Below are 26,719 nucleotides of genomic sequence, written 5' to 3'. Positions count from 1 at the left end.
TAGGCTTCCCTTTTTTATTTTTGGTTATAAGCGCTAAGCGCACGCTCCGATACTAACTTACTGAAAACCAGTCGATAAAAATCTTCCTTCTACGGTTGTCTTTTCTTTTTTATGCTAAATCTTTGAATCTATGCCGCTGCGCTCTTATGAATATAACTAAATGTTCTGGTTAAATTATCAATACAACTGGTAGCGATAACAATTCTTGTTTATATTTAATTTCGTAAGTTGTATTAGGATTTAGTTGTTATGTATGTTTGTCTTTGTCACGGTATATCTGATAAGAAAATTAGGAAGTTAGCGATAGATGAAGGCATCACAGATATTAGAGGTATCAAGAAGTGTACTGCTTTAGGCAGCCAATGTGGTAAATGCGTGAAGCTAACCAAAGAAATTTTAGCCGAAACTCAATACTTACAAGTGCAAAAAGCAAGCTAACAGCAGCTTTCCTTTTTTGACACCTTCTTATTTGGTTCTACATTTATAAGAGCCAAACAGGAGGGTATTTGTCATGAAAGGCGATCCAATCATTATTCAACACCTCAATAAAATACTCGGCAACGAGCTCGTCGCGATAAACCAATATTTTTTGCATGCTCGCATGTATAAGGACTGGGGCTTAAAACACCTCGCCGATAAGGAATACCATGAGTCGATTGACGAGATGAAGCATGCCGATCACCTCATCGAACGAATTCTGTTTCTTGAAGGACTGCCAAATCTACAAGATTTGGGCAAGTTAATGATCGGGGAAGACACTAAAGAGATGTTAGAGTGCGACCTCAAACTTGAAATGGCCGCAATTCCAGATCTAAAAAATGCCATTGCCTATGCTGAAGACACTCATGATTATGTCTCTAGAGACTTATTCCAAGATATCCTTGAAGATGAAGAAGAGCATGTTGATTGGCTCGAAACACAGTTAGGCTTAATTGACATGACAGGTATCCAAAACTACCTACAAGCTCAGTATGTCGATGAAGACGATGATTAGCTGACCGCATACTCTTTACTATCTATTACTTACAGCCTGCATACTCGAAGCAGGCTGTTTTGTTTTAACTCACATTTTTCTTGCGTAATTTGCTTCCTTTCTGTACTATTCGTGCTCCTTAAAACTCGGTCAATTATCTTTAGTTCCTTGCTTCCTCTGGACGACCGAGCCAATCGTGGAAGCTAATAATCCGTAAGGAGCAAACATGCGTCATTACGAAATCGTATTCATGGTGCACCCAGATCAAAGCGAGCAAGTTGCTGGCATGATCGAGCGTTACACTGGTTCTATCACTGAAGCTGGCGGTACTATCCACCGTCTAGAAGACTGGGGTCGTCGTCAAATGGCTTACCCAATCAACAAGCTTCACAAAGCTCACTACGTTCTAATGAACGTTGAAGCTGACCAAGCTGTTATCGATGAGCTAGAAACTGCTTTCCGTTTCAACGATGCAGTTCTACGTAACATGATCATGCGTACTAAATCTGCTATCACTGAGCAATCTATCATGCTTAAGCAAAAAGAAGAGCGTGCAGAGCGTGCTCCTCGTCGCGAAGAGCGTACAGAAGCTAAGCCAGAAGCAGCTGCTGAGTAATTGACTTTATGACCAATCGAATGGAGCTCAGCGGCAGCGTCGTAAAGCCTCCGATTCGAAGCCAAAGTCCTAGTGGGATTGAGCACTGCCGCTTTTGGTTAGAGCATCGTTCCACCGTTCTTGAAGCTGATTTACCAAGGCAAGTGTATTGTCGCATGCCAGTCGTTGTCAGCGGGCAGAGGTCAAAAACGTTAACTCAGAATTTAGTTCAAGGTAGTAACATTAAGGTAGGCGGCTTCGTTGCTTATCAGACCGGCCGAAATGGCGTGGGAAAATTAGTGTTGCATGCCGACAACATTACTCAAATTTAAGATCAGGAGATAGCCCATGGCTCGTTTCTTCCGTCGTCGTAAATTCTGCCGTTTCACTGCAGAAGGCGTACAAGAGATTGATTACAAAGACGTAGCAACTCTTAAAAACTACATCACTGAAGCTGGTAAAATCGTACCTAGCCGTATCACTGGCACAAGCGCTAAGTACCAGCGTCAACTAGCTCGCGCTATTAAGCGTTCTCGCTACCTAGCTCTACTACCGTACACTGATAAGCATCAGTAATCGGTCGTTTTATTAAGAAAGAGGATTAAACAATGCAAGTTATTCTACTTGATAAAATCGGTAACCTAGGTGGTCTTGGCGATACAGTTAACGTTAAATCTGGTTACGCTCGTAACTTCCTTATCCCACAGGGTAAAGCAGTTATGGCTACTAAAGGCAACGTTGAAATGTTCGAAGCTCGTCGTGCTGAACTAGAAGCTAAAGTTGCTGAGCAACTAACTGCTGCTGAAGCGCGCGCTGAGAAAGTTAACGCTCTTGAAGCTGTTGTTATCGCTTCTAAAGCTGGTGACGAAGGTAAGCTATTCGGCTCTATTGGTACTCGTGACATCGCTGACGCTATCACAGCGGCAGGCGTTGAAGTTGCTAAGAGCGAAGTTCGTCTTCCTGAAGGCGCTCTACGTAACACTGGTGAGTTCGAAATCAGCATCCAACTTCACTCTGAAGTTTTCGCTGCTATCAACCTACAAGTTGTTGCTGCTGAGTAATCTCAGTACGAGACGAAATCTTCATGCAGAAGATAGTAAAACACCGGCCATTGGCCGGTGTTTTTTTATGGCTGAAGAAAACCTAGAGTACGTTCGACACTTATGTTAAAAGCTGAACAGGATGTTGACTGAAAAAATCGAGTCAGATTTATCCAGCCCTTCAGGAACCTTATCGTGATAGGTCTGATCGTAGCTGAACTTCAATGCAATATGATCAGTGATATCATTAGTAGCGCTTAAATCTAGGTCGGTTCTGGTATTACTGTGACCAGTAACGATAGTTATGTCGGCCGAAAGACTTAAATGCTCGAGCGCTTGCCATGTCGAAGCGATGTTGCCTCGGAAAATACCTTCTTCGACGATATCTGGAAATACGATTTCATCGTCGTCAATTTCATCTAGGTTCGGCTCTTGATAACGAAAGCCTGGGCCCACTTCTACTTCCAACTTGAAGTCATCTGTATAAGAAAACTGGTAACCTAAACCGGCAGAAAGTGTGTAGTCCTTAAAGTAAGCGGTGTATTTAGAATCGTTACCTTGGAAGCTTCCGTATAGGTAAGTTTTGGGGCTTAGCTTATAGTCGCTCTGGATACTATAAGTCGATTGGTTTTTGTCTTCTTCACCATCTTTGTACAAGTTGTAGAAGCGCCACTCACCATTGGTACGATAGCGACCAGACACATACTCAGCATTCATGCGAGTATTTAATGACTCTGATTCAGTATTACCATCATGTGCTTGGTAGCCGAATTCAACTTCTGTCGTCCATGGAGAAGGTACTTCAATATCCGTTTGACTTTGTGTGGTGTCTTCCGCGTAAGCAGATGGAATGGCAAGTAGGCTTGCACCAATAAGCCAAAGTTTTTGCACAAAGTACCTCGATGATATGTAAACAGGGTGTTGAATATTAAATTGACCAAATGCTTTCTTGGTCAGTGAACGGTTAATTCTACCTAACTTGAAAACAAACATCTTCATTGTTAATTACAAATGCGTGATTCTCGTTATAATGGGCGGTCATTTTAGTGTTATTGAGTGTAGTCATGGCCGAGCCCAGAATGGATCAGAAAAAGCGCAACAAATCAGATGCCCAGGTGGACGCAATAAAAGTACCACCACATTCATTAGAAGCCGAGCAATCCGTTATTGGTGGTTTGCTGCTGGACAATGAACGCTGGGATACGGTTGCGGAAAAGGTGGTGGCAAAAGATTTTTATAGCCGTCCACACCGTTTGATATTTGAAGCGGTGAAATCGATTCTGGAAGAAAGTAAGCCTCTTGACTTAATAACCCTGTCTGAGTTCTTGGAGCTACGTGAGCAGCTTGAAGATGTGGGTGGCTTTGCCTACCTTGCAGATCTGGCAAAGAACACTCCGAGTGCGGCAAATATTAATGCTTATGCTGATATTGTCGCTGAGCGCGCTCTGGTACGAAACCTAATTGGTGTCGCGAATGAGATCGCTGATGCAGGCTACGATCCACAAGGCCGAAGCTCTGAAGATCTTCTTGATTTGGCTGAGAGTAAAGTTTTTGCGATCGCAGAAGATCGTACTAACGAAAATGAAGGCCCACAGAACGTCGACAATATCTTAGAGAAAACACTAGAGCGTATCGAAATCCTATATAAGACACCTCAAGATGGTGTCACTGGTGTGGATACGGGCTTTACCGATCTCAACAAGAAAACTGCCGGCCTACAGGGCTCTGATTTGATCATTGTCGCGGCACGTCCATCGATGGGTAAAACCACGTTTGCGATGAACTTGTGTGAAAACGCAGCCATGAGTCAAGAAAAGCCGGTACTTATCTTTTCGTTAGAGATGCCAGGCGAACAGCTAATGATGCGTATGTTGGCGTCTTTGTCACGAGTAGACCAAACCAAGATTCGTACTGGTCAATTGGATGACGAAGACTGGGCACGAATTTCATCGACTATGGGTATTCTGATGCAAAAGAAGAATATGTATATCGATGACAGCTCAGGTCTTACTCCAACGGAAGTGCGTTCGCGCGCTCGACGTATTGCGCGTGAGCATGGTGGTCTTTCGATGATCATGGTCGACTACCTTCAGTTGATGCGTGTACCTGCACTTTCTGATAACCGTACTCTAGAAATCGCTGAAATTTCTCGCTCATTGAAGGCGTTGGCAAAAGAGCTGAATGTCCCGGTTGTAGCGCTGTCTCAGCTTAACCGTTCCCTAGAGCAACGTGCGGACAAACGCCCAGTGAACTCGGATCTTCGTGAATCTGGCTCTATCGAGCAGGATGCCGACTTGATCATGTTTATCTATCGTGACGAAGTGTATAACCCTGATAGTTCAATGAAGGGCACGGCGGAAATCATTCTTGGTAAACAGCGTAATGGTCCTATCGGTTCGGTACGTTTGACTTTCCAAGGCCAATGGTCGCGCTTTGACAACTATGCTGGTCCAGCCTTCGATATGGATGATGAATAATCCATGAGTTACATGAAAGCGGCCACGGCGTGTATAGATTTAGCGGCGCTACAACACAACTTAGAGCAAATCAAAACGCAAGCACCACAAAGTAAGGTGATGGCGGTTGTGAAGGCCAATGGCTATGGTCATGGCTTACGCCATATTGCCAAACATGCTTATGGCGCTGATGCGTTTGGTGTTGCTCGTATTGAAGAAGCGCTTCAGTTACGTGCTTGCGGAGTGGTAAAGCCGATTCTATTGTTGGAAGGCTTTTATTCAGCGGGTGACCTTCCTGTATTGGTGACCAACAACATCCAAACCGTCGTGCATTGTGAAGAACAGTTAAACGCACTTGAAAATACGCAGCTTGAAACGCCTGTAGTGGTATGGTTGAAAGTTGATAGTGGCATGCATCGTTTGGGAGTTCGCCCTGAGCAGTACTCAGACTTTGTGACTCGCTTGAAGGCATGCTCTAACGTAGCTAAGCCATTGCGTTACATGAGCCATTTTGGCTGCGCAGATGAATTGGATAAACCGATCACTCAGCAGCAAATCGATTTGTTTTTAGCCCTAACCCAAGGTTGCGAAGGAGAGCGCTCGTTAGCAGCGTCGGCAGGCTTATTAGCTTGGAGTTCTAGTCACTTGGATTGGGTTCGACCTGGCATCATTATGTATGGAGTTTCTCCATTCAATGACAAAACCGCCTCAGACCTTGGTTTCAAACCCGTGATGACCTTGAAATCGCATTTAATCGCGGTTCGAGATGTAAAAGCCGGGGAAAGCGTTGGATATGGCGGTACTTGGACCAGCGAACGCGACACTAAAGTTGGTGTCATCGCAATTGGTTACGGTGATGGCTATCCTCGTACAGCTCCGAATGGTACACCGGTGTTAGTGAATGGCCGAAAGGTACCGATTGCTGGTAGAGTTTCAATGGATATGTTGACGGTAGATCTCGGCCCTGAAGCTCATGATAACGTTGGTGATGAGGCTGTTCTTTGGGGACAAGCTCTCCCTTCTGAAGAAGTCGCACAACATATTGGAACCATTGCTTACGAATTGGTGACTAAGCTAACGTCACGCGTAGAAATGGAATATGTAAAGTAACCTCTCATGCTATTTAGATTTGCCTGCTTTGGCTTAGCATTGCTGCTAGCGCCCGCTTTGATGGCCAAAGAAAAAGACTCCGCGTTTGTTCCCTTTTATTTCAGTACTGAAACACTGGGTCATACGGTCGGTGTTGCTGGAGTGGCAAAAGGCGTTGGGCAACCACAAGCTGTACTGTTTGGTATGGGGCTCTATTCCGATAAAGACAGCTATGTGGGTTTCTTCTCTGCTCTAAACTATGCGGTCTCAGATAATCTATTAATCAGCTCTCAGCTATATCAAGCACAGTTCAATCAAAACCCATACTACCTAGGCGATCAGGGCAATAACGATTCCATCACTGGTGAAGAGACGGTGACAGATGGCCTTGAAAAAAACTATGAACTTGAGTTCAAGTACTTACTGCCGTGGGGGGAAGTGGCTAAGCATGGAATGCGTGGAGCTTTCATGCCGAACAAAGATGTCTCTTTTGCTTCCCCGGTAGATTCTGGTGTGAGCAGTATTCAGCTCACGCCTTTCTATACTTCACGCGATCTTGCTATCCAATCGGATCAAGAAGTCGCTACGGGTTTTAGCCTAAAGCTAGACTGGGATAATCGTGACAATATCCGCAATACTACCAAAGGCTCACATACATACTTAGATGTGACGGTTGGCGCAGAACGCTGGTCGAGTGAAGAGATCTGGACCAAGATTGAATTTCAAAATAGTCACTATTTTGCTTTAGGCCCGCTTGGTGATTTGTTTGACCAGCAAGTATTAGCGTTTGACTTCTATACGGCGGACACACCAACATGGGAAGACTGCGAACAGTCTGGATGTGGGAGACCGCCAGAACATGAACAGGTTCAGCTTGGCGGGTTATATCGCCTTCGAAGCTATACTGGTGGTCGATATCATGGTCGTTCGGCTATCCACTACTCGGCAGAATATCGTGTGATTCCTGATTGGCAGCCACTAGAAGAAATTCCGGTGATCAACTATTACGATCTTCCTTGGTGGCAATGGGTTCTGTTTATTGACGCCGGACGTGTTGCAGAAGAGTATGACCTGAAAACACTCCATACCGACATGAAGTGGAGTGTCGGTGGGGCGATACGTTTTCAAGTTGAAGGGATTGTCGTGAGAACGGAAATTGCCCAAGGACAAGACGAAGGGCTATTTCGCGTGATGATCAACCAACCATTTTGAGCTGCCTTTAGCTGAGGTCACTCTCCATTAAGAGTCGCGACGACTGTCCGGCTTCCTCCAAAGTCTCGATGCTCTCCCAAGTACACCCCTTGCCATGTCCCTAGTGCCAATCGGCCATTTTGAATAGGGATGGACACACTGCTTCCGAGTAGCGAAGCCTTGATATGTGCAGGCATGTCATCATCCCCTTCATAAGTATGCTGATAATAGGGCGCGCGTTCAGGAACGAATTGATTGAAGTGGCGCTCCATATCGGCCCGAACCGTCGGATCAGCATTTTCATTGAGCGTTAAGCTGGCTGAAGTATGTTGGATAAACAAATGTAATAATCCGACAGATAAAGAGTTGATTTCAGGTAATTGTTGTTCAATTTCATCAGTAATGAGGTGGAAACCACGTTTTTGCGCAGTTAATTGGATCGTTTTCTGAAACCACATAGACAGTTCTCTTGATCGAAAAGTAAAAATAATCGCGTGACTCTGGTCTGAAAGCCTTGAAGTTATAGTCTGTTCAATTAGCATACGTTGTTAACGTGATATACCTCAACAAAGGTGTCATCAAGCTGGGTCATAATTGCGACTTGAAAATTAATTACAAATTTATTGTCTCCAATATCGGGACAATTCTAATATACTTTTTGCTAAATCGGGGATTCTACCCATGGCGGTGATACACGCTATGATTCGTAGAATAAAACCTACTGTAACATCGGGATCGTAACCATGTTGAAAAATATCAATCCAACGCAAACACAAGCTTGGAAAGCGCTAACTGCGCACTTCGAATCTGCACAAGATATGGATCTAAAAGCACTATTTGCTCAAGATCCAGCTCGTTTTGACAACTTCTCTACACGTTTTGGTGCGGACATTCTAGTTGATTACTCTAAGAACCTAATCAACGAAGAAACGTTAAAGCACCTATTTGCTCTAGCAAACGAGACTGAGCTAAAAGCAGCGATTGAAGCGATGTTCAGCGGCGACGCGATCAACAAGACAGAGGATCGTGCAGTACTTCATACTGCACTGCGCAACCGCAGCAACAACCCTGTAATGGTTGATGGCGAAGACGTCATGCCTGCTGTCAATGCTGTACTGGAAAAAATGAAATCGTTCACTGACCGTGTTATTGGCGGTGAGTGGAAAGGTTACACAGGTAAAGCGATTACTGACATCGTAAACATCGGTATCGGTGGTTCTGACCTAGGTCCTTACATGGTGACTGAAGCACTAGCACCATACAAAAACCATCTAAACCTACACTTTGTTTCTAACGTTGATGGTACGCACATCGTAGAAACATTGAAGAAAGTAAACCCAGAAACAACGCTATTCCTAGTTGCGTCGAAGACATTTACCACTCAAGAAACGATGACCAATGCACACAGCGCACGTGATTGGTTCCTCGCTTCTGCTGGTGATGAAGCACACGTTGCTAAGCACTTTGCGGCGCTTTCAACTAATGCTCCTGCGGTATCTGAATTCGGTATCGATACAGACAACATGTTTGAGTTCTGGGATTGGGTTGGTGGTCGTTACTCACTATGGTCAGCAATCGGTCTTTCTATCGCTCTAGCAGTAGGTTACGACAACTTTATTGAGCTACTAGATGGCGCGCACGAGATGGATAACCATTTCGCGACGACTGAACTAGAAAGCAATATCCCGGTGATCCTTGCGCTTATCGGCCTTTGGTACAATAACTTCCATGGCGCTGAGTCTGAAGCAATTCTACCTTACGATCAGTACATGCACCGTTTCGCTGCGTACTTCCAGCAAGGCAACATGGAATCAAATGGTAAATACGTTGACCGTGACGGCAATGCAGTAACATACCAAACTGGCCCAATCATTTGGGGTGAGCCAGGTACTAACGGCCAGCACGCGTTCTACCAGTTGATTCACCAAGGCACTAAGCTAATTCCATGTGACTTTATTGCTCCAGCAGTAAGCCACAACCCTGCAGGCGATCATCACCAGAAGCTAATGTCTAACTTCTTTGCTCAAACAGAAGCACTGGCATTTGGTAAAGACGAAGCGACCGTGAAAGCTGAATTTGCTAAAGCAGGTAAGAGCGAAGAAGAAGCGGTGACACTAGCACCATTCAAAGTATTTGAAGGTAACCGCCCAACGAACTCAATTCTAGTTAAGCAAATTACCCCACGTACTCTAGGCAACCTAATCGCAATGTACGAGCACAAGATCTTCGTACAAGGTGTTATTTGGAATATCTTTAGTTTTGATCAGTGGGGCGTAGAGTTAGGTAAACAGCTGGCTAACCAAATTCTACCTGAGCTTGCGGATGAGTCTGAAATCAGCTCTCACGACAGCTCAACCAATGGTTTGATTAACGCATTTAAAGCGTTTAAAGCATAAAGATATATGTCGAAGTAAGGAGCCTGCTTGATAGCAGGCTCTTTTTATTTGCTGAAGCTGATTTATTACCCATTAGTTTCAACAAAACAAAAAAAGCTAGCCGGTGGCTAGCTTTTTCAGTTCAAAAGGAAAGCGTTATTCGAAACAGATTTCGATAAATGCATTTCCCCACTGTGAAGAGAAAGGCATGATAATGATCGCACCTTCACACTTATGACGGATAGTGTGACCTTTGCCAGAGACGACAACAGGTGTTGCCATGTCGAAATCAAATCCGCTTTCAGCCAAGATACGTTTCGCACCACCAGTAACCATGTTAGTGATTTCACCCACCATATCGGTAACTTCTTCATTCAAGCCATTTGGGCGTTCACCAAGCATGTTCTGCATGATTTCTAGAGCCAAGCTTTCATCAAAAGTGATCGACATAGAACCGCGGCTTTGATCACCAACCATCCCTATTAATCCAGAAACATCACCACGTGCAATTTCATCTTTCTTTACACGAGGCTTCTGTGGCTTCAATTCCAATGAAGCCATCGTTTTTAGTACATTCATTAACGAAGCTAAAAACGGGTTTACAAATTCAGCGCGCATAACCTTCTTCTGTGTCTATTCTTCTATTTCTGAGGAACACTGCTGGCAAATGCCATGGGATTCAATGACATGATTCGTAATGTTGAATCCGTGTTTCTCTGCATTCTCTGTTAACAAAGTTACCAGACTATCGTCTTGAAGTTCAATAACATTGCTGCAATTGTCGCAAATCAATAGATGTGAGTGGTGCTTATGTGCATTGCACGAACAGCAAGAAATATAGCTGTTTGTGGATTCAACTCGATGGATGAAACCTTGCTCAAGAAGAAAATCTAGAGCTCGGTATACCGTAGGCGGTTTTGCCTGAGGTTCGCTCTCTTTGAGATCTTCTAGAAGCTCGTAAGCACTGGATGCTTTTTTGTTGGCGCAAATCAGTTCAAAAACTCTTTTACGCTGCGGGGTGAGCCTAACCCCTCTTGCAACACATATTTCTTCGATTTGCTTAAGTAGCGTTTGGTCCAAATTAATCACCATAACCATTGGACTTTATTAATAATATACTATTTTAAGATAATTATCGTTTATCAAACCATCTTATTTGTCCTCTAAGCTGCGTCTCTTCAGCTTGTATATGAGGAAAACTCTGAACATAAGTTACCCTAAATAAGACGAAAACGATACCTAGAAGATAAGTTGGCGATTGATCTGAGAAGTGATTACAATACGGCGCTTCACTTTTGTCCTTGCAAAACGTGATCTGTGATTTACTTATTTAGGATACTTAGCCATGACTCACTCATGCCGACTTTCTGTTGCACCAATGCTCGATTGGACAGATCGCCACTGTCGATACTTCCATCGTTTGTTGTCTAGTCAAACATTGCTTTATACAGAGATGGTAACAACGGGCGCGATTATTCATGGTAAAGGTGATTTTCTTGCTTACAACCAAGAAGAGCACCCAGTAGCGCTGCAGCTAGGAGGCTCTAACCCACAAGACTTAGCGACGTGTGCTAAGTTGGCTCAGGAACGTGGTTATGATGAAGTGAACTTGAATGTAGGTTGCCCATCGGATCGTGTGCAAAATGGCCGCTTTGGTGCTTGTTTAATGGGGGAACCACAGTTAGTTGCAGATTGTGTGGCGTCAATGAAAGAAGTCGTCGATATACCGGTCACAGTCAAAACCCGCATCGGCATTGATGATCAGGACTCTTATGAGTTTCTGACAGACTTTGTGTCAACAGTATCGGAAAAAGGTGGCTGTGAGCAGTTCACTATTCACGCTCGTAAAGCGTGGTTGAGTGGCTTAAGCCCGAAAGAGAACCGAGAAATCCCACCATTGGATTACCCAAGGGCTTACCAGCTAAAGAAAGATTTCTCCCATTTAGTGATCGCGGTTAATGGTGGTATTAAAACGCTTGATGAGTCGTTAGAACACCTCGAGCATTTAGATGGTGTGATGATTGGTCGTGAAGCATATCAAAGCCCATTTTTGCTGGCTGAGGTCGATCAACGCATTTTTGGCCTAGATACACCTATCAAAAAACGCAGCCAAGTGGTTGAGGAAATGTACCCTTATATAGAAGAACAATTGGCAAAGGGCGCATACCTTGGTCATATTACTCGTCACATGTTGGGTTTATTCCAAAATATGCCAGGTGCTCGTCAATGGCGTCGATATATCAGCGAAAATGCGCATAAGAAAGGTGCCGGTATTGAAGTGGTTGAAGCCGCTTTAGCGAAAATTCCGAAAGAGCTGAATGTGTAAATATGACCATGTTTAGTGGTTAAATTTACCGATCTTAATGTTGAGGCCGATGATGTTTTTATACGCCATCGGCTTTTTTGTTTCTAAGTGATTGAAAAATATCGATAGTTATGAGCTGGCCCAATATCTGCAATCTTTTGAGAGAGAAAGATAGGAGAGGTTTTATGTTAGAGCTTATTTTTGTATTGGTATTCATTGCGACGTTGTTAGTGACAGGTTTGACTATGGTGACTGTTTTCGTTGCAACGGGTGTTGCGCTGCTGGTGATGATGTTGCTGGGCATGATTGGAGCGGTCATTAAACTGGTGCCCTGGCTCATTGTGATTGCATTAGGTGTGTGGTTTTTCAAAAGCTTTGTTTACAGCCCGAGATAATTTGTAAAACGATCCCCCTTATCCTGATGACATTCTGTGCTATTATTCCCGCCAGATTTTGATGACAACAAGTAGCCGATTACTTCAGGAGCTAAACAGGATGAATATTTGCAGACTGGCGATTGCTTTGGGCGGGGTTATGCTTGCCTCTTCTGCTTACGCTGAATCGCCATATCGTTTCAGTGTAGGCGCAGAGCATTGGTGGGGGAGCACCAAAGTGAATGAAGTGCGCAAAGATGATGCATCTATCCCATCTTTCAATGCATCTTTCGAGCATGATCTTCCATACTTGCCAGATGTTAGCTTCCGCTACACTAGTGTTGACGCTGATTACATGGCGTTTGATAAGTATGACTTTACGTTTTATTACTCGCTGATTGATCACGATTTGCTTCACTTTGATGCGGGTATTGCTCTTAGTCAGTTTTCTAACTCAAAGTATGTAGCGACAGTGGGTACGCCGAATACTGACACTTTCGATGAACTAACTTGGAACTGGTACGGTAAGGCAGCGATCAATATCGATGGGACGAACTTCGATATTATTGGTCAAATCGATTTTGGTGATAGCAAAGGGTTAAAAACGACTGATATGGTTGCAGGTGGCCAGTACCGTTGGCAGCTGCCATCAGGTGAATTAGCACTGAAAGGTGGTTATCGCGTAATTGATATTGAATCAGACCAATTTGAAGTCGATGTAGGTGGCCATAAACCATTCATCTTTGTTGATGGCTGGTTTGTCGGAGCTGAATACGTTTTTTAGCGTACCGCTACTAAAGTTTCTTAAAACGCCGCTTTATTAAGCGGCGTTTTTTTATATCTAATCATTATATGGAAAAGGATTTTGTTAGCAGTTTGGCGGGAATCAACCATGCTTACTGAGCAAGACTTGTAATGTAAAGCAATGGAAGCTGTTTACTATGACAATTACTGAGCTACGTACTCTGTATAGAGATGACAAGCTAGTTGAAGCTATCATCGAACCCTCTGTGCAAGAGGGGAGTTGGATTGTTGAGTTTCGTCACGCTAGAGGTGGGTTTGTATTACTAACCGACTCTCATGGGGAAGAATGCCACTATATGGACTTAGATTTAGCATCAAAGTCTGCCATGGCTGTGGGTTTTAAACAGGTGAGAGTTGAAGCCAAATAGCACCTAGCCACTCGATTACCTCCTTTTCTTACTTCCAAAAAGTTATAAAACATACTTATCTATTCTTTCTTGTTATTAAAAAGAGTGGTTAATCTATCGTCACGCAATGAATAGGGATGTCGTGACTATGTCTTCTCAAAAGAAAGTGTCATCAGGAAGCACTAATGATCTGGCTGGATTAACAGCCCCTCTTAATCAGCAGCAACTAGGTCAGTTGCAGCAAACCGTATCTGAACTGTCTCCAAATCAACTTGCATGGGTAAGTGGTTATTTCTGGGGTCTAAGTCAAGCTCAAACTTCTGGTGCATCGGCACCAATCACTCAAGCTGCTGCGACGGTTGTTTCAAAACCTGCTGGCAAGCTCACCATTATCTATGCATCTCAAACTGGTAATGCAAAAGGTGTAGCTGAATCGCTTGAAAACGAAGCTCGTCAGGCTGGCATTGAAGCTCAGCTATACGATGCTAGTGATTATAAAGGGAAGAGCCTCGCGAAAGAAACTCATGTCATTATCGTGGCATCGACTAACGGTGAAGGTGAAGCACCCGATAATGCGATTGAGTTGCACGAGTTCTTACAATCTAAGAAAGCGCCAAAACTGCCAAACCTTAAATATGGTGTTATTGGACTTGGTGATTCTAGTTACGAATTCTTCTGTCAAACGGGTAAAGACTTCGATTCTTACCTCGCTAAGTTGGGCGCGACGTCTTTTATCGATCGTATCGACTGTGATGTGGATTACGAAGCTCCAGCGTCAGAATGGCGCAGTAAGGCTCTTGATCTTGTACAGGAAGAGCTAGCGTCAGGTAGTGAAGCTGAAGTCGTGCAATTGCCGGTTGGCCAAGCGGCAGCAGGACACTCGCAATACACTAAGCAAAACCCGTATACAGCAACGTTATTGACGAGCCAAAAAATCACGGGTCGTGATTCGGGTAAAGATGTTCGTCATATCGAGATTGATCTTGAAGAGTCGGGCATTACATACCAACCAGGCGATGCGTTAGGGGTCTGGTACGAAAACAGCTCTGATCTAGCCAATGAAATCCTCGCTAAAGTGGGCTTGTCAGGTGTTGAAAGTGTTGAAGTCGATGGTGAAAGCCTCTCTATTCATAGTGCGCTTGTAAGTAAATACGAAATTACGACGTCTAATCCACAGCTCGTGACTAAATTTGCAGAGCTATCTGGCAGTAAAAAACTGCAAAAGCTGGTGGAAGATAAGGACAAACTGCGCGAATACGCAGGAAATACTCAAGTTGTCGACGTTATTGCTGAAAAGAAAACCAAGCTATCGGCAGAAGAATTAGTTGGGCTACTTCGCCGTTTGACGCCGCGCTTATATTCTATCGCTTCGGCGCAAAGTGAAGTCGACGAAGAAGTTCACTTAACCGTTGGACTGGTTGAATACCAAAAAGGTGATTCGACTCGCTATGGTGGTGCGTCAAGCTACCTTGCACAGCGTCTTGAAGAAGGCGGTGAAGTTAAAGTCTTTATCGAAAACAACAACAACTTTAAGTTACCTCAAGATGATAGTGTGCCAGTTATCATGATTGGTCCAGGTACAGGAATAGCTCCGTTCCGCAGCTTTATTCAAGAGCGAGACAATCGTGATGCAGAAGGTAAAAACTGGTTGTTCTTTGGCGATCGTACTTTCACGCAGGATTTCCTATATCAAGTGGAATGGCAGAAGTATCTGAAGTCTGGTTTGGTCAATCGATTGGATGTTGCCTTTAGCCGCGACCAGCATGAAAAGGTCTATGTACAACATCGCATCCTAGAACAAGCTGAACAGGTATGGCAGTGGATTCAAGAGGGGGCTTATTTATACGTGTGTGGTGATGCGACACGTATGGCTAAAGATGTCCATGAAGCCTTCATCGCTGTGGCTGAACAAGAAGGCAAGATGTCTCGTGATGATGCCGAGGAATTCATTAATAACTTACGTAAAGAAAAACGCTATCAAAGGGATGTGTACTAATGAGCAAGCAAGATGTATTTGAACAGGAAGTTTTGGGTCAAGTGCTTGGTCCATTAGCTGACAATGAGCGTTTAAAGCGTGAAAGTAACTTTCTTCGCGGAACGATAGAGCAGGACTTACAAGATCGTATTACTGGTGGATTTACTGCTGATAACTTTCAATTGATCCGCTTCCACGGTATGTATCAACAGGATGACCGTGATATCCGCAACGAGCGTACTAAGCAAAAGCTAGAGCCATTGCATAATGTGATGCTGCGTGCTCGTATGCCTGGTGGGATCATTACACCTAAGCAATGGTTAGCGATCGATAAGTTTGCTACTGAGCATACAATGTATGGAAGTTTACGTTTAACTACACGTCAGACGTTCCAGTTTCACGGTGTGTTAAAGCCAAATATTAAGTTGATGCACCAGACACTCAATAGTATTGGTATCGATTCGATTGCTACCGCGGGCGATGTTAACCGAAATGTGTTGTGTACGACTAACCCCGTTGAGTCAGAGCTACATCAAGAAGCTTATGAGTGGGCCAAGAAAATCAGTGAGCACCTACTACCAAAAACTAAAGCCTATACTGAGATTTGGTTGGATGGTGAAAAAGTTGAGTCGACGGATGAAGAACCAATCTTGGGTAGCAACTACTTACCACGTAAATTCAAAACCACAGTAGTGATCCCACCGCAAAATGATGTTGATGTACATGCTAATGACCTCAACTTCGTTGCGATAGCAGACAACGGTAAGCTGGTGGGCTTTAACGTATTGGTTGGTGGTGGTCTTGCTATGACCCATGGTGATACGTCTACTTACCCACGTAAAGCGGATGATCTGGGGTTCATTCCTTTGGAAAAAACACTCGATGTAGCAGCAGCCGTTGTTACAACGCAGCGTGATTGGGGTAACCGCTCTAATCGTAAAAACGCAAAGACCAAATACACGCTAGACAGAGTGGGTACTGATGTATTTAAAGCTGAAGTCGAAAAGCGTGCAGGTGTAGAATTTGAAGCGAGCCGACCTTACGAATTTACTGACCGAGGTGACCGCATCGGTTGGGTGGAAGGAATCGATGGTAAATATCACTTAGCGCTGTTTATTGAAAATGGTCGTTTGTTGGATTACCCAGGAAAACCTCTTAAAACAGGTGTTGCTGAAATCGCTAAGGTGCATAAAGGCGACTTCCGAATGACGGCTAACCAGAATCTAATTGTGGCTGGTGTAGCGAAAAGTCAAAAAGCGAAGATCGAGAAGATCGCGCGTGAGCACGGCTTAATGGATGACGCGATCAGTGAACAACGCAAAAATTCGATGGCCTGTGTGGCGTTTCCTACTTGTCCTTTGGCAATGGCTGAAGCCGAGAGATTCTTACCTGAATTCGTTACAGATGTAGAAGGCCTCCTAGAGAAGCACCAGTTACCCAAAGAAGACAACATCATTTTACGTGTGACTGGTTGCCCAAATGGTTGTGGACGTGCAATGTTGGCGGAAATTGGCCTAGTAGGTAAAGCGCCTGGTCGTTACAACCTACATTTGGGTGGCAACCGTGCAGGTACTCGTGTGCCTAAGATGTACAAAGAAAACATCACTGAGCAGCAAATCCTCGAAGATATCGATCAACTGATTGGGCGTTGGGCGGCAGAGCGCGAAGAAAATGAAGGCTTTGGCGACTTTACTATCCGAGCAGGAATCATTGCTGAGGTCATTAACTCAAAGAGGGATTTTCATGCTTAATTCTGTAGCTTCTAAACCGAAGTTGGCAGAACTGCTCTCATTAACTAAGACGGAGCAAATACTCCGTCTTGCTGAGATTAACGGTGAGCTCGAACGTCTTACCGCTCAGCAAAGAGTTGAATGGGCATTGAATAACTTAGAAGGGACACATGTTGTTTCGTCCAGTTTTGGTATTCAAGCTGCAGTGATGCTGCACTTAGTCACTCAAGTAAAACCAGATATTCCAGTTATCCTTACCGATACAGGTTATCTATTTCCTGAAACCTACCGCTTTATTGATCAGTTGAGTCAGCAGTTGACCCTGAACTTGAAAGTATATAGCTCTTTAGACAGCCCTAATTGGCAAGAAGCACGTTACGGTAAACTGTGGGAGCAAGGTATAGAAGGAATTGAGAAGTACAACAAGCTAAATAAAGTAGAGCCGATGCGCCGCGCATTGGATGAACTTGAAGTGGGTACTTGGTTTTCTGGATTACGTCGTGAGCAATCAGATTCAAGAGCACACCTACCGATTTTGTCGATCCAAAATGGTGTGTTTAAGTTTCTACCGGTAATCGACTGGAGTAACAAAGATGTTCATTACTATCTAGAAGAGCATGGCCTGTCTTATCATCCTCTAAGAGAAGAGGGGTACCTGTCGGTGGGTGATACGCACACGACTAAAAAATGGGAACCGGGTATGACAGAGCAAGAAACTCGTTTCTTTGGTCTTAAAAGAGAATGTGGTCTCCATGAAGATGATGGGGAACAGTATGGCTCAGGTATCTAGTATTGGTACATGAAGATAAAAAGCCGCGTAAGCGGCTTTTTTATCTCCAGAGGGAGCTGTGTGAACGACTATCTGTGGATAACTTTGGGGTTAACCTGTTTGTCATATATGGGTAAATATGGATAAATAGCGCTTTGAATGAAAATGTAGCGATTAGAGCTTATTTTTGCAATTTTTGAAAAATAACGCTTGCCAATGTGATATCGATCTCTATAATGCCTCCTCGTTGACGCAGCAAGGGCCCACGGGCAGCAAAGCTTAGTTAGCAAGGTCAAAAGGAAATAGAAATCTTCATTTGCCTTTAGTTTTAGAAAATGAAATTAAATGCAAAAAAGTGTTTGACACTGAAGATTATCTCGCTAGAATGGCCGCCTCTTCCGAAGTGACTTAAGTCACAAAGAAGAAACGCTCTTTAACAATTTAAACCTATCAATCTGTGTGGGCACTCGTTGATGATAATCCAAAAGATTTATCAATGAACTGAGTGACCAAACGAGTCGTCTTTTTATTTGAAAGGACAGCTTGGCACAGTCAATTCACATTACTCTGCTTTTTATAAGCAAAGAAAATGTAATCAGTATTCATTGAGCCGAAGCTTTAAGCTTCAACAAAACTTTAATTGAAGAGTTTGATCATGGCTCAGATTGAACGCTGGCGGCAGGCCTAACACATGCAAGTCGAGCGGAAACGAGTTAACTGAACCTTCGGGGGATGGTAACGGCGTCGAGCGGCGGACGGGTGAGTAATGCCTAGGAAGTTGCCCAGTAGAGGGGGATAACCATTGGAAACGATGGCTAATACCGCATAACCTCTTCGGAGCAAAGCAGGGGACCTTCGGGCCTTGCGCTATTGGATACGCCTAGGTGGGATTAGCTAGTTGGTGAGGTAATGGCTCACCAAGGCGACGATCCCTAGCTGGTCTGAGAGGATGATCAGCCACACTGGAACTGAGACACGGTCCAGACTCCTACGGGAGGCAGCAGTGGGGAATATTGCACAATGGGCGAAAGCCTGATGCAGCCATGCCGCGTGTGTGAAGAAGGCCTTCGGGTTGTAAAGCACTTTCAGCAGTGAGGAAGGCATTAAGATTAATACTCTTAGTGTTTGACGTTAGCTGCAGAAGAAGCACCGGCTAACTCCGTGCCAGCAGCCGCGGTAATACGGAGGGTGCGAGCGTTAATCGGAATTACTGGGCGTAAAGCGCATGCAGGTGGTGGATTAAGTCAGATGTGAAAGCCCGGGGCTCAACCTCGGAACTGCATTTGAAACTGGTTCACTAGAGTACTGTAGAGGGGGGTAGAATTTCAGGTGTAGCGGTGAAATGCGTAGAGATCTGAAGGAATACCGGTGGCGAAGGCGGCCCCCTGGACAGATACTGACACTCAGATGCGAAAGCGTGGGGAGCAAACAGGATTAGATACCCTGGTAGTCCACGCCGTAAACGATGTCTACTTGGAGGTTGTGGCCTTGAGCCGTGGCTTTCGGAGCTAACGCGTTAAGTAGACCGCCTGGGGAGTACGGTCGCAAGATTAAAACTCAAATGAATTGACGGGGGCCCGCACAAGCGGTGGAGCATGTGGTTTAATTCGATGCAACGCGAAGAACCTTACCTACTCTTGACATCCAGAGAACTTTCCAGAGATGGATTGGTGCCTTCGGGAACTCTGAGACAGGTGCTGCATGGCTGTCGTCAGCTCGTGTTGTGAAATGTTGGGTTAAGTCCCGCAACGAGCGCAACCCTTATCCTTGTTTGCCAGCGAGTAATGTCGGGAACTCCAGGGAGACTGCCGGTGATAAACCGGAGGAAGGTGGGGACGACGTCAAGTCATCATGGCCCTTACGAGTAGGGCTACACACGTGCTACAATGGCGCATACAGAGGGCGGCGAGCCAGCGATGGTCAGCGAATCCCAAAAAGTGCGTCGTAGTCCGGATTGGAGTCTGCAACTCGACTCCATGAAGTCGGAATCGCTAGTAATCGTAGATCAGAATGCTACGGTGAATACGTTCCCGGGCCTTGTACACACCGCCCGTCACACCATGGGAGTGGGCTGCAAAAGAAGTGGGTAGTTTAACCTTCGGGAGGACGCTCACCACTTTGTGGTTCATGACTGGGGTGAAGTCGTAACAAGGTAGCCCTAGGGGAACCTGGGGCTGGATCACCTCCTTATACGATGATTATTGCGATGAGTGTTCACACAGATTGATATGGTTTAAAAAAGTTTAAGAGACGATACTGGGTCTGTAGCTCAGGTGGTTAGAGCGTTCGCCTGATAAGCGAGAGGTCGGTGGTTCAAGTCCACTCAGACCCACCAATCTTCCTCTCAGGGGATTGGCTGATAGTATCGACACCTTGATGGGGCTATAGCTCAGCTGGGAGAGCGCCTGCCTTGCACGCAGGAGGTCAGCAGTTCGATCCTGCTTAGCTCCACCATCTTTAAGCGCATTAGCGATAGTGCTTTTAAAAATGGTTCTTAAATGAATCTAGCTCTTTAACAATTTGGAAAGCTGACAGATAACAATTTGATTGATTGTTATCTAAATAAAAGTTCTCAAATCCTATGTCTCATAGAGATGTAGGTACCAACACACATTCAAGTGTTCTTGGGAATAACTTTCGAGTTATTCATATTTGAGTCCGGCAAAATCGAATGTCTCTCGCTCATTCAAATAATGAGAGACAACACCTTGGTTGTTTGCCATACGTAAAGACCCCTTCGGGTTGTATGGTTAAGTGACTAAGCGTATACGGTGGATGCCTTGGCAGTCAGAGGCGATGAAGGACGTATTAACTTGCGATAAGCCCAGATTAGGTAGTAAAAACCATTTGAGTCTGGGATTTCCGAATGGGGAAACCCAACTGCATAAGCAGTTACTGTTAACTGAATACATAGGTTAACAGGGCGAACCCGGGGAACTGAAACATCTAAGTACCCGGAGGAGTAGAAATCAACCGAGATTCCGAAAGTAGCGGCGAGCGAAATTGGACTAGCCCTTAAGCTTTTAATGATGCAGGTGAAGAGTCTGGAAAGTCTCGCGATACAGGGTGATAGCCCCGTAACCGACACATCATAATCAGTGAAATCGAGTAGGGCGGGACACGTGATATCCTGTCTGAATATGGGGGGACCATCCTCCAAGGCTAAATACTACTGACTGACCGATAGTGAACCAGTACCGTGAGGGAAAGGCGAAAAGAACCCCTGTGAGGGGAGTGAAATAGAACCTGAAACCGTGTACGTACAAGCAGTAGGAGCACCTTCGTGGTGTGACTGCGTACCTTTTGTATAATGGGTCAGCGACTTATATTCAGTAGCAAGGTTAACCGATTAGGGGAGCCGTAGAGAAATCGAGTCTTAACTGGGCGTCGAGTTGCTGGATATAGACCCGAAACCAGGTGATCTAGCCATGGGCAGGTTGAAGGTTGAGTAACATCAACTGGAGGACCGAACCGACTAATGTTGAAAAATTAGCGGATGACTTGTGGCTAGGGGTGAAAGGCCAATCAAACCTGGAGATAGCTGGTTCTCCCCGAAATCTATTTAGGTAGAGCCTCGGACGAATACTACTGGGGGTAGAGCACTGTTAAGGCTAGGGGGTCATCCCGACTTACCAACCCTTTGCAAACTCCGAATACCAGTAAGTACTATCCGGGAGACACACGGCGGGTGCTAACGTCCGTCGTGGAGAGGGAAACAACCCAGACCGCCAGCTAAGGTCCCAAAGTATAGCTAAGTGGGAAACGATGTGGGAAGGCTTAGACAGCTAGGATGTTGGCTTAGAAGCAGCCATCATTTAAAGAAAGCGTAATAGCTCACTAGTCGAGTCGGCCTGCGCGGAAGATGTAACGGGGCTAAGCTATACACCGAAGCTGCGGCAATGCAATTTATTGTATTGGGTAGGGGAGCGTTCTGTAAGCCGTTGAAGGTGGATTGTAAAGTCTGCTGGAGGTATCAGAAGTGCGAATGCTGACATGAGTAACGATAAAGGGGGTGAAAAACCTCCTCGCCGGAAGACCAAGGGTTCCTGTCCAACGTTAATCGGGGCAGGGTAAGTCGACCCCTAAGGCGAGGCCGAAAGGCGTAGTCGATGGGAAACGGGTTAATATTCCCGTACTTCTTACAATTGCGATGGGGGGACGGAGAAGGCTAGGTGGGCCTGGCGACGGTTGTCCAGGTTCAAGTGCGTAGGCTTAAGAGTTAGGTAAATCCGGCTCTTTTTAAGGCTGAGACACGATGTCGAGCTACTACGGTAGTGAAGTCATTGATGCCATGCTTCCAGGAAAAGCCTCTAAGCTTCAGATTGTAAGGAATCGTACCCCAAACCGACACAGGTGGTCGGGTAGAGAATACCAAGGCGCTTGAGAGAACTCGGGTGAAGGAACTAGGCAAAATGGTACCGTAACTTCGGGAGAAGGTACGCTCTTGACGGTGAAGTCCCTTGCGGATGGAGCTATTGAGAGTCGCAGATACCAGGTGGCTGCAACTGTTTATTAAAAACACAGCACTGTGCAAAATCGTAAGATGACGTATACGGTGTGACGCCTGCCCGGTGCCGGAAGGTTAATTGATGGGGTTAGACTTCGGTCGAAGCTCTTGATCGAAGCCCCGGTAAACGGCGGCCGTAACTATAACGGTCCTAAGGTAGCGAAATTCCTTGTCGGGTAAGTTCCGACCTGCACGAATGGCGTAATGATGGCCACGCTGTCTCCACCCGAGACTCAGTGAAATTGAAATCGCTGTGAAGATGCAGTGTACCCGCGGCTAGACGGAAAGACCCCGTGAACCTTTACTACAGCTTGGCACTGAACATTGAGCCTACATGTGTAGGATAGGTGGGAGGCTTTGAAGACGGTACGCCAGTATCGTTGGAGCCATCCTTGAAATACCACCCTTGTATGTTTGATGTTCTAACTTAGCCCCATTATCTGGGGTGAGGACAGTGCCTGGTGGGTAGTTTGACTGGGGCGGTCTCCTCCCAAAGAGTAACGGAGGAGCACGAAGGTGGGCTAATCACGGTTGGACATCGTGAGGTTAGTGCAATGGCATAAGCCCGCTTGACTGCGAGAATGACAATTCGAGCAGGTGCGAAAGCAGGTCATAGTGATCCGGTGGTTCTGTATGGAAGGGCCATCGCTCAACGGATAAAAGGTACTCCGGGGATAACAGGCTGATACCGCCCAAGAGTTCATATCGACGGCGGTGTTTGGCACCTCGATGTCGGCTCATCACATCCTGGGGCTGAAGTCGGTCCCAAGGGTATGGCTGTTCGCCATTTAAAGTGGTACGCGAGCTGGGTTTAGAACGTCGTGAGACAGTTCGGTCCCTATCTGCCGTGGGCGTTGGAAGATTGAAGGGGGCTGCTCCTAGTACGAGAGGACCGGAGTGGACGAACCTCTGGTGTTCGGGTTGTGTCGCCAGACGCATTGCCCGGTAGCTAAGTTCGGAATCGATAACCGCTGAAAGCATCTAAGCGGGAAGCGAGCCCTGAGATGAGTCTTCCCTGGCGCTTTAAGCGTCCTAAAGGGTTGTTCGAGACTAGAACGTTGATAGGCAGGGTGTGTAAGCGTTGTGAGGCGTTGAGCTAACCTGTACTAATTGCCCGTGAGGCTTAACCATACAACACCCAAGGGGTTTTGATGGACTCAAATAGAACATTGAATGTGTATCAGTAGAACTTAAATCAGTTTTCCAAGTTATTCTCTAGAAATAGAGAGAAAGAATTTGCTTGGCGACCATAGCGTTGTGGACCCACCTGATTCCATGCCGAACTCAGAAGTGAAACGCAATAGCGCCGATGGTAGTGTGGGGCTTCCCCATGTGAGAGTAGGACATCGCCAGGCTTTAAATTTAGTACATCTGCTAAGGCGAGTGATACCACTGCGGAGTGGTAGTTCAGTTGGTTAGAATACCGGCCTGTCACGCCGGGGGTCGCGGGTTCGAGTCCCGTCCACTCCGCCATTTATTTCGAGACCTCAGCAGAAATGCTGAGGTCTTTTTGTATTTGGAGCAAATAGAAGCAGCGAGTTACCAACTTAGAGTGAGCGGTGGTTCAGTTGGTTAGGCCATACTGAGAAGAATATGGCCTATCACGCAGGGGGCTGAGATTAGAGTCTTACCCATTCCGACATCTATAAGCCCAGTCGAAGAACTGGGCTTTTCCCGTTTCTGAAGATCTAGTTTTCCTGCCAGGTGTGCTACTTCACCTGAATGTTTGAAAATTCAGGTGACCTAGGAAACTCGGGATCAATTGTCGTTAAAGCTTTCCAGAGGTTAAGAAATTAGTACTGTATCGCTTCACTACATTAAGCCCCGTTAATATATAGAAAACGAAAGCCCTCCTCATCTCTCAGCATAGTTTTAACCATACTAATCTTGACGATTCAAAATAGGATTTGTCATAGCGTTGGGTGAGATATACAAAAAGGAACTATAGAATATCTAGCAAAGGATAGTGACATGTTGGACGGTGTTATTTCGGTGATAACGGCCCTATGGCATCAAGATTTCACTCTATTACAAGCTGCGCAGAGCGAGTCCCTTATATACATAATTGTTGGCATGCTAATCTTTTTGGAAAGTGGTTTTATACCAGCTGCTCCTTTCCCTTGTGATAGCGTGGTTGTGTTATCTGGAACGCTTGCCGCTGTTGGTGTGCTTGAGCCTATTGCAACGTTACTTGTTATCACGGTATGTGCAGCAACCGGAAGCTGGGTTGGATATATACAAGGTTTATGGCTCAATCGACTGCCAAAAGTCCAAAGTTGGGTTAATGCGGTCCCTTCAAAAAGAATGGCTCAAGTGGATAGTTTGCTTAACAGGCATGGATTGGTTGCTTTGTTTTGTGCACGGTTTATCCCAGTAGTACGATCTCTATTACCGTTAGTAATGGGTATACGTGAGCATAAAGCGTGCAGATTTCAGTACTTCTCCTGGCTTAGCGCAACGTTGTGGACATTACTATTATGTACGTTGGGAATGCTATTGCCTCAACTTCCCGAGGCAATTAGCCGTTATGTGACGGCTTTCTTGATGGCTGCACCTATTATCACTTTAGGAATAGCGTTATCCAGTCTAATCGCTTTGAAGGTAAGAAAAGCCGCATCTAGATCCTCTGCAAGCTTAGAATAATCTCTGTCGTAAATGTACGATGGATGAATGGCAAAAAAGGCAGCTAAATTCAGCTGCCTTTTTACTTTAGTGGGGACTACTGGGCGCTACTCTTCTAATTCTGGTTCTTCAGCGTCCAGTTCCTTCTGAGATTGCTTTGCTTTCTCTATCATTGGTGTGATGGTTGATCCCTGCACTAGTATCGAGAACACAACGACTGAGTAGGTCATAACTAAGACGATTTCTTTTACGTCTATCAGCTTGTCTTGAATAACCCATACACCTGATGGAATAGATAGCGCCATCGCTAGTGCTAGGCCGCCACGGAGCCCACCCCAAGTTAGGATTTTTACCGACCAAGGGTTGTAGTTTCGGTAGCGTTTAAACCCAATGTAGGAAATGAACACACTAAGATATCGAGCTGACAAAACCAGCGGGATAGAAAAGGCCATTAGAATCCAGTCTTCTTTATGGAATTCGAACAGTAGCATTGACATGCCGATGAGAAGGAATAGCACGCCATTAAGAAACTCATCGACCAGTTCCCAGAAATGGTCTAAGTGATCCTCACTTTCCTTCGAAAAGCCAATAAAGCGAGTCCAGTTACCTATCATAATGCCTGATACCACCATAGCTAGCGGCCCTGAAACGTGAAGCACTTCAGCAAATGCATACCCTGCCGTGGGAATGCCAATCGTAAGTAGTAACTCCATCGAGTGGTCATCGGTTGAACTGATTAAATAATGGAACACTAAGCCAAGAACAAAACCATAGGCGATACCACCAATGGCTTCCTGAATGAATAGTAGTGTTACGCTGCCGACTGTTGGAGCTTCAGTCCCAAAAGCAATCGTGAAGATAGTGACAAAGATTACTAGTCCGAAACCATCATTAAATAAAGACTCGCCCTCTATCTGTGTGGAGATACGTTTTGGTGCGTCCAACTTTTTTACGATCGCTAACACGGCTATTGGGTCAGTTGGTGAAATCAGTGCACCAAACAGTAAACAATAGATAAGGTCGAATTGGATTCCAATCAACTGACAGAACCAGTAAAGCGCAAATCCGATGAAGAAAGTCGAGAATAATGTTGCCCCGAGCGCTAATACAGTAATTTCCCATCTTTGATCTTTAAGGTTAGGAAGCTTGATTCCTAGGCCGCCAGCAAATAGAAGAAAGCCTAGTATCCCTTTTAGTAGAAAGTCTTCAAAGTTAATACTCGCTACTGTATCAGAGGCAATCTCAGTGAGGTGAAACCAATCATTTTGGCCTGCAACTAAGATGAGTAGCGATAGCATCATCGAACCTGCTGTAATCGCAATGGTTGTTTGCATCTTACCAATTTTGCTGTTTACGAAAGCAATCAGCATGGCTGCTGCTGAGAGGAAGCAAAGCGTGTAGTAGACCGACATTATATTCTCAGTATGTAACAAAATATGAATAGGGATTTTCTGCCTACTATGCTCAAATAGCAAACACTTTTTTGTCATGGCTAAGTAATCAATTTCCTCATTTAGACGTCTAGACTCCTTTTTAATGTGTGATAGGATGGAGCGATAACTAAAGG

The 26,719-nt window shown here is 45.2% G+C and carries 23 protein-coding genes, 3 tRNA genes and 3 rRNA genes; 24 read left to right on the top strand and 5 right to left on the bottom strand.

Annotation, left to right across the window (positions count from 1 at the left end):
* Positions 1 to 249 precede the first annotated feature (249 nt).
* From ACXABW_RS13460 to rplI, 6 genes are all read left to right on the top strand, one after another.
* On the top strand, positions 250 to 438 hold the full coding sequence (locus tag ACXABW_RS13460; RefSeq protein WP_252028433.1) for a (2Fe-2S)-binding protein: 189 nt from the start codon (positions 250 to 252) through the stop codon (positions 436 to 438).
* Between the two features lie 73 nt (positions 439 to 511).
* Complete coding sequence (gene bfr, locus ACXABW_RS13455) at positions 512 to 994, top strand: bacterioferritin (protein WP_252028431.1); 483 nt, start codon at positions 512 to 514, stop codon at positions 992 to 994.
* A 205-nt stretch (positions 995 to 1,199) separates the two neighbouring features.
* Positions 1,200 to 1,589, top strand: coding sequence for a 30S ribosomal protein S6 (gene rpsF / locus ACXABW_RS13450; RefSeq protein ID WP_252028429.1), 390 nt, complete (start codon positions 1,200 to 1,202; stop codon positions 1,587 to 1,589).
* Positions 1,590 to 1,597: 8 nt separating this feature from the next.
* On the top strand, positions 1,598 to 1,900 hold the full coding sequence (gene priB / locus ACXABW_RS13445) for a primosomal replication protein N (RefSeq protein WP_265689064.1): 303 nt from the start codon (positions 1,598 to 1,600) through the stop codon (positions 1,898 to 1,900).
* Positions 1,901 to 1,916: 16 nt separating this feature from the next.
* Entirely contained in the window at positions 1,917 to 2,144 is a 228-nt protein-coding gene (rpsR, locus tag ACXABW_RS13440; RefSeq protein ID WP_000090472.1) for a 30S ribosomal protein S18, read from the top strand.
* A gap of 32 nt (positions 2,145 to 2,176) precedes the next feature.
* Positions 2,177 to 2,629, top strand: a complete 453-nt coding sequence (gene rplI, locus ACXABW_RS13435) for a 50S ribosomal protein L9 (RefSeq protein WP_252028427.1) — start codon at positions 2,177 to 2,179, stop codon at positions 2,627 to 2,629.
* A 105-nt stretch (positions 2,630 to 2,734) separates the two neighbouring features.
* Here rplI and ACXABW_RS13430 read toward each other — a convergent pair whose 3' ends face one another.
* The gene (locus ACXABW_RS13430; protein WP_252030847.1) at positions 2,735 to 3,499 is read right to left on the bottom strand and encodes a DUF481 domain-containing protein; all 765 of its coding nucleotides are present in this window, start codon (positions 3,497 to 3,499) and stop codon (positions 2,735 to 2,737) included.
* 173 nt (positions 3,500 to 3,672) lie between these two features.
* Here ACXABW_RS13430 and ACXABW_RS13425 point away from each other — a divergent pair, with 173 nt between their 5' ends.
* The 3 genes from ACXABW_RS13425 to ACXABW_RS13415 are packed head-to-tail and all read left to right on the top strand — an operon-like array spanning position 3,673 to position 7,365.
* Positions 3,673 to 5,085 (top strand): replicative DNA helicase, encoded by a 1,413-nt coding sequence (locus tag ACXABW_RS13425; protein WP_252028426.1) that lies wholly within the window; start codon positions 3,673 to 3,675, stop codon positions 5,083 to 5,085.
* Positions 5,086 to 5,097: 12 nt separating this feature from the next.
* Positions 5,098 to 6,174, top strand: a complete 1,077-nt coding sequence (alr, locus tag ACXABW_RS13420) for an alanine racemase (RefSeq protein WP_457525028.1) — start codon at positions 5,098 to 5,100, stop codon at positions 6,172 to 6,174.
* A 6-nt stretch (positions 6,175 to 6,180) separates the two neighbouring features.
* Entirely contained in the window at positions 6,181 to 7,365 is a 1,185-nt protein-coding gene (locus tag ACXABW_RS13415; RefSeq protein WP_457523116.1) for a BamA/TamA family outer membrane protein, read from the top strand.
* Between the two features lie 17 nt (positions 7,366 to 7,382).
* Here the strand turns inward: ACXABW_RS13415 and ACXABW_RS13410 are convergent, their stop codons facing one another.
* Entirely contained in the window at positions 7,383 to 7,802 is a 420-nt protein-coding gene (locus tag ACXABW_RS13410) for a secondary thiamine-phosphate synthase enzyme YjbQ (RefSeq protein WP_252028424.1), read from the bottom strand.
* A 285-nt stretch (positions 7,803 to 8,087) separates the two neighbouring features.
* On the opposite strand from ACXABW_RS13410, the gene pgi reads away from it, so the two are divergent.
* On the top strand, positions 8,088 to 9,740 hold the full coding sequence (gene pgi / locus ACXABW_RS13405) for a glucose-6-phosphate isomerase (protein WP_457523115.1): 1,653 nt from the start codon (positions 8,088 to 8,090) through the stop codon (positions 9,738 to 9,740).
* 135 nt (positions 9,741 to 9,875) lie between these two features.
* Here pgi and ACXABW_RS13400 read toward each other — a convergent pair whose 3' ends face one another.
* Together ACXABW_RS13400 and zur are read right to left on the bottom strand one after the other, a co-directional pair.
* Positions 9,876 to 10,337, bottom strand: coding sequence for a chemotaxis protein CheX (locus ACXABW_RS13400; RefSeq protein WP_252028422.1), 462 nt, complete (start codon positions 10,335 to 10,337; stop codon positions 9,876 to 9,878).
* 15 nt (positions 10,338 to 10,352) lie between these two features.
* Positions 10,353 to 10,811 (bottom strand): zinc uptake transcriptional repressor Zur, encoded by a 459-nt coding sequence (zur, locus tag ACXABW_RS13395; protein ID WP_457523113.1) that lies wholly within the window; start codon positions 10,809 to 10,811, stop codon positions 10,353 to 10,355.
* A 253-nt stretch (positions 10,812 to 11,064) separates the two neighbouring features.
* Here zur and dusA point away from each other — a divergent pair, with 253 nt between their 5' ends.
* From dusA to ACXABW_RS13325, 14 genes are all read left to right on the top strand, one after another.
* Positions 11,065 to 12,045 carry a tRNA dihydrouridine(20/20a) synthase DusA gene (gene dusA, locus ACXABW_RS13390; RefSeq protein ID WP_457523111.1) on the top strand — a complete coding sequence of 327 codons (981 nt, stop codon included), beginning with the start codon at positions 11,065 to 11,067 and terminating at the stop codon, positions 12,043 to 12,045.
* Between the two features lie 164 nt (positions 12,046 to 12,209).
* The gene (pspG, locus tag ACXABW_RS13385) at positions 12,210 to 12,419 is read left to right on the top strand and encodes an envelope stress response protein PspG (RefSeq protein WP_252028420.1); all 210 of its coding nucleotides are present in this window, start codon (positions 12,210 to 12,212) and stop codon (positions 12,417 to 12,419) included.
* A gap of 100 nt (positions 12,420 to 12,519) precedes the next feature.
* Entirely contained in the window at positions 12,520 to 13,182 is a 663-nt protein-coding gene (locus ACXABW_RS13380; protein ID WP_252028419.1) for a TIGR04219 family outer membrane beta-barrel protein, read from the top strand.
* 157 nt (positions 13,183 to 13,339) lie between these two features.
* Positions 13,340 to 13,570 (top strand): hypothetical protein, encoded by a 231-nt coding sequence (locus ACXABW_RS13375; RefSeq protein ID WP_252028418.1) that lies wholly within the window; start codon positions 13,340 to 13,342, stop codon positions 13,568 to 13,570.
* A gap of 106 nt (positions 13,571 to 13,676) precedes the next feature.
* On the top strand, positions 13,677 to 15,545 hold the full coding sequence (locus tag ACXABW_RS13370) for an assimilatory sulfite reductase (NADPH) flavoprotein subunit (RefSeq protein ID WP_457523108.1): 1,869 nt from the start codon (positions 13,677 to 13,679) through the stop codon (positions 15,543 to 15,545).
* Positions 15,545 to 17,275: an assimilatory sulfite reductase (NADPH) hemoprotein subunit gene (gene cysI / locus ACXABW_RS13365; protein ID WP_457523106.1), complete on the top strand. Its 1,731-nt coding sequence runs from the start codon at positions 15,545 to 15,547 to the stop codon at positions 17,273 to 17,275. Before ACXABW_RS13370 ends, cysI begins: the two co-directional genes overlap by 1 nt.
* On the top strand, positions 17,268 to 18,044 hold the full coding sequence (locus ACXABW_RS13360) for a phosphoadenylyl-sulfate reductase (protein WP_252028412.1): 777 nt from the start codon (positions 17,268 to 17,270) through the stop codon (positions 18,042 to 18,044). Before cysI ends, ACXABW_RS13360 begins: the two co-directional genes overlap by 8 nt.
* A 616-nt stretch (positions 18,045 to 18,660) precedes the next feature.
* Positions 18,661 to 20,213, top strand: a 16S ribosomal RNA gene (locus tag ACXABW_RS13355).
* A 68-nt stretch (positions 20,214 to 20,281) separates the two neighbouring features.
* Positions 20,282 to 20,358, top strand: a tRNA-Ile gene (locus tag ACXABW_RS13350).
* Positions 20,359 to 20,401: 43 nt separating this feature from the next.
* Positions 20,402 to 20,477, top strand: a tRNA-Ala gene (locus ACXABW_RS13345).
* A gap of 294 nt (positions 20,478 to 20,771) precedes the next feature.
* A 23S ribosomal RNA gene (locus ACXABW_RS13340) occupies positions 20,772 to 23,661 on the top strand.
* Positions 23,662 to 23,769: 108 nt separating this feature from the next.
* Positions 23,770 to 23,885, top strand: a 5S ribosomal RNA gene (rrf, locus tag ACXABW_RS13335).
* The 16S, 23S and 5S rRNA genes sit together here with 3 tRNA genes alongside, the layout of an rRNA operon.
* A gap of 41 nt (positions 23,886 to 23,926) precedes the next feature.
* Positions 23,927 to 24,003: transfer RNA gene (locus ACXABW_RS13330), tRNA-Asp, on the top strand.
* Between the two features lie 498 nt (positions 24,004 to 24,501).
* Positions 24,502 to 25,173 carry a DedA family protein gene (locus tag ACXABW_RS13325; protein ID WP_457523104.1) on the top strand — a complete coding sequence of 224 codons (672 nt, stop codon included), beginning with the start codon at positions 24,502 to 24,504 and terminating at the stop codon, positions 25,171 to 25,173.
* 86 nt (positions 25,174 to 25,259) lie between these two features.
* Here ACXABW_RS13325 and ACXABW_RS13320 read toward each other — a convergent pair whose 3' ends face one another.
* The gene (locus ACXABW_RS13320) at positions 25,260 to 26,564 is read right to left on the bottom strand and encodes a cation:proton antiporter (RefSeq protein ID WP_457523102.1); all 1,305 of its coding nucleotides are present in this window, start codon (positions 26,562 to 26,564) and stop codon (positions 25,260 to 25,262) included.
* Positions 26,565 to 26,719: the final 155 nt, after the last annotated feature.

This window comes from Vibrio paucivorans (assembly GCF_054053395.1).
This window is presented reverse-complemented; position numbering and strand designations above follow the sequence as displayed.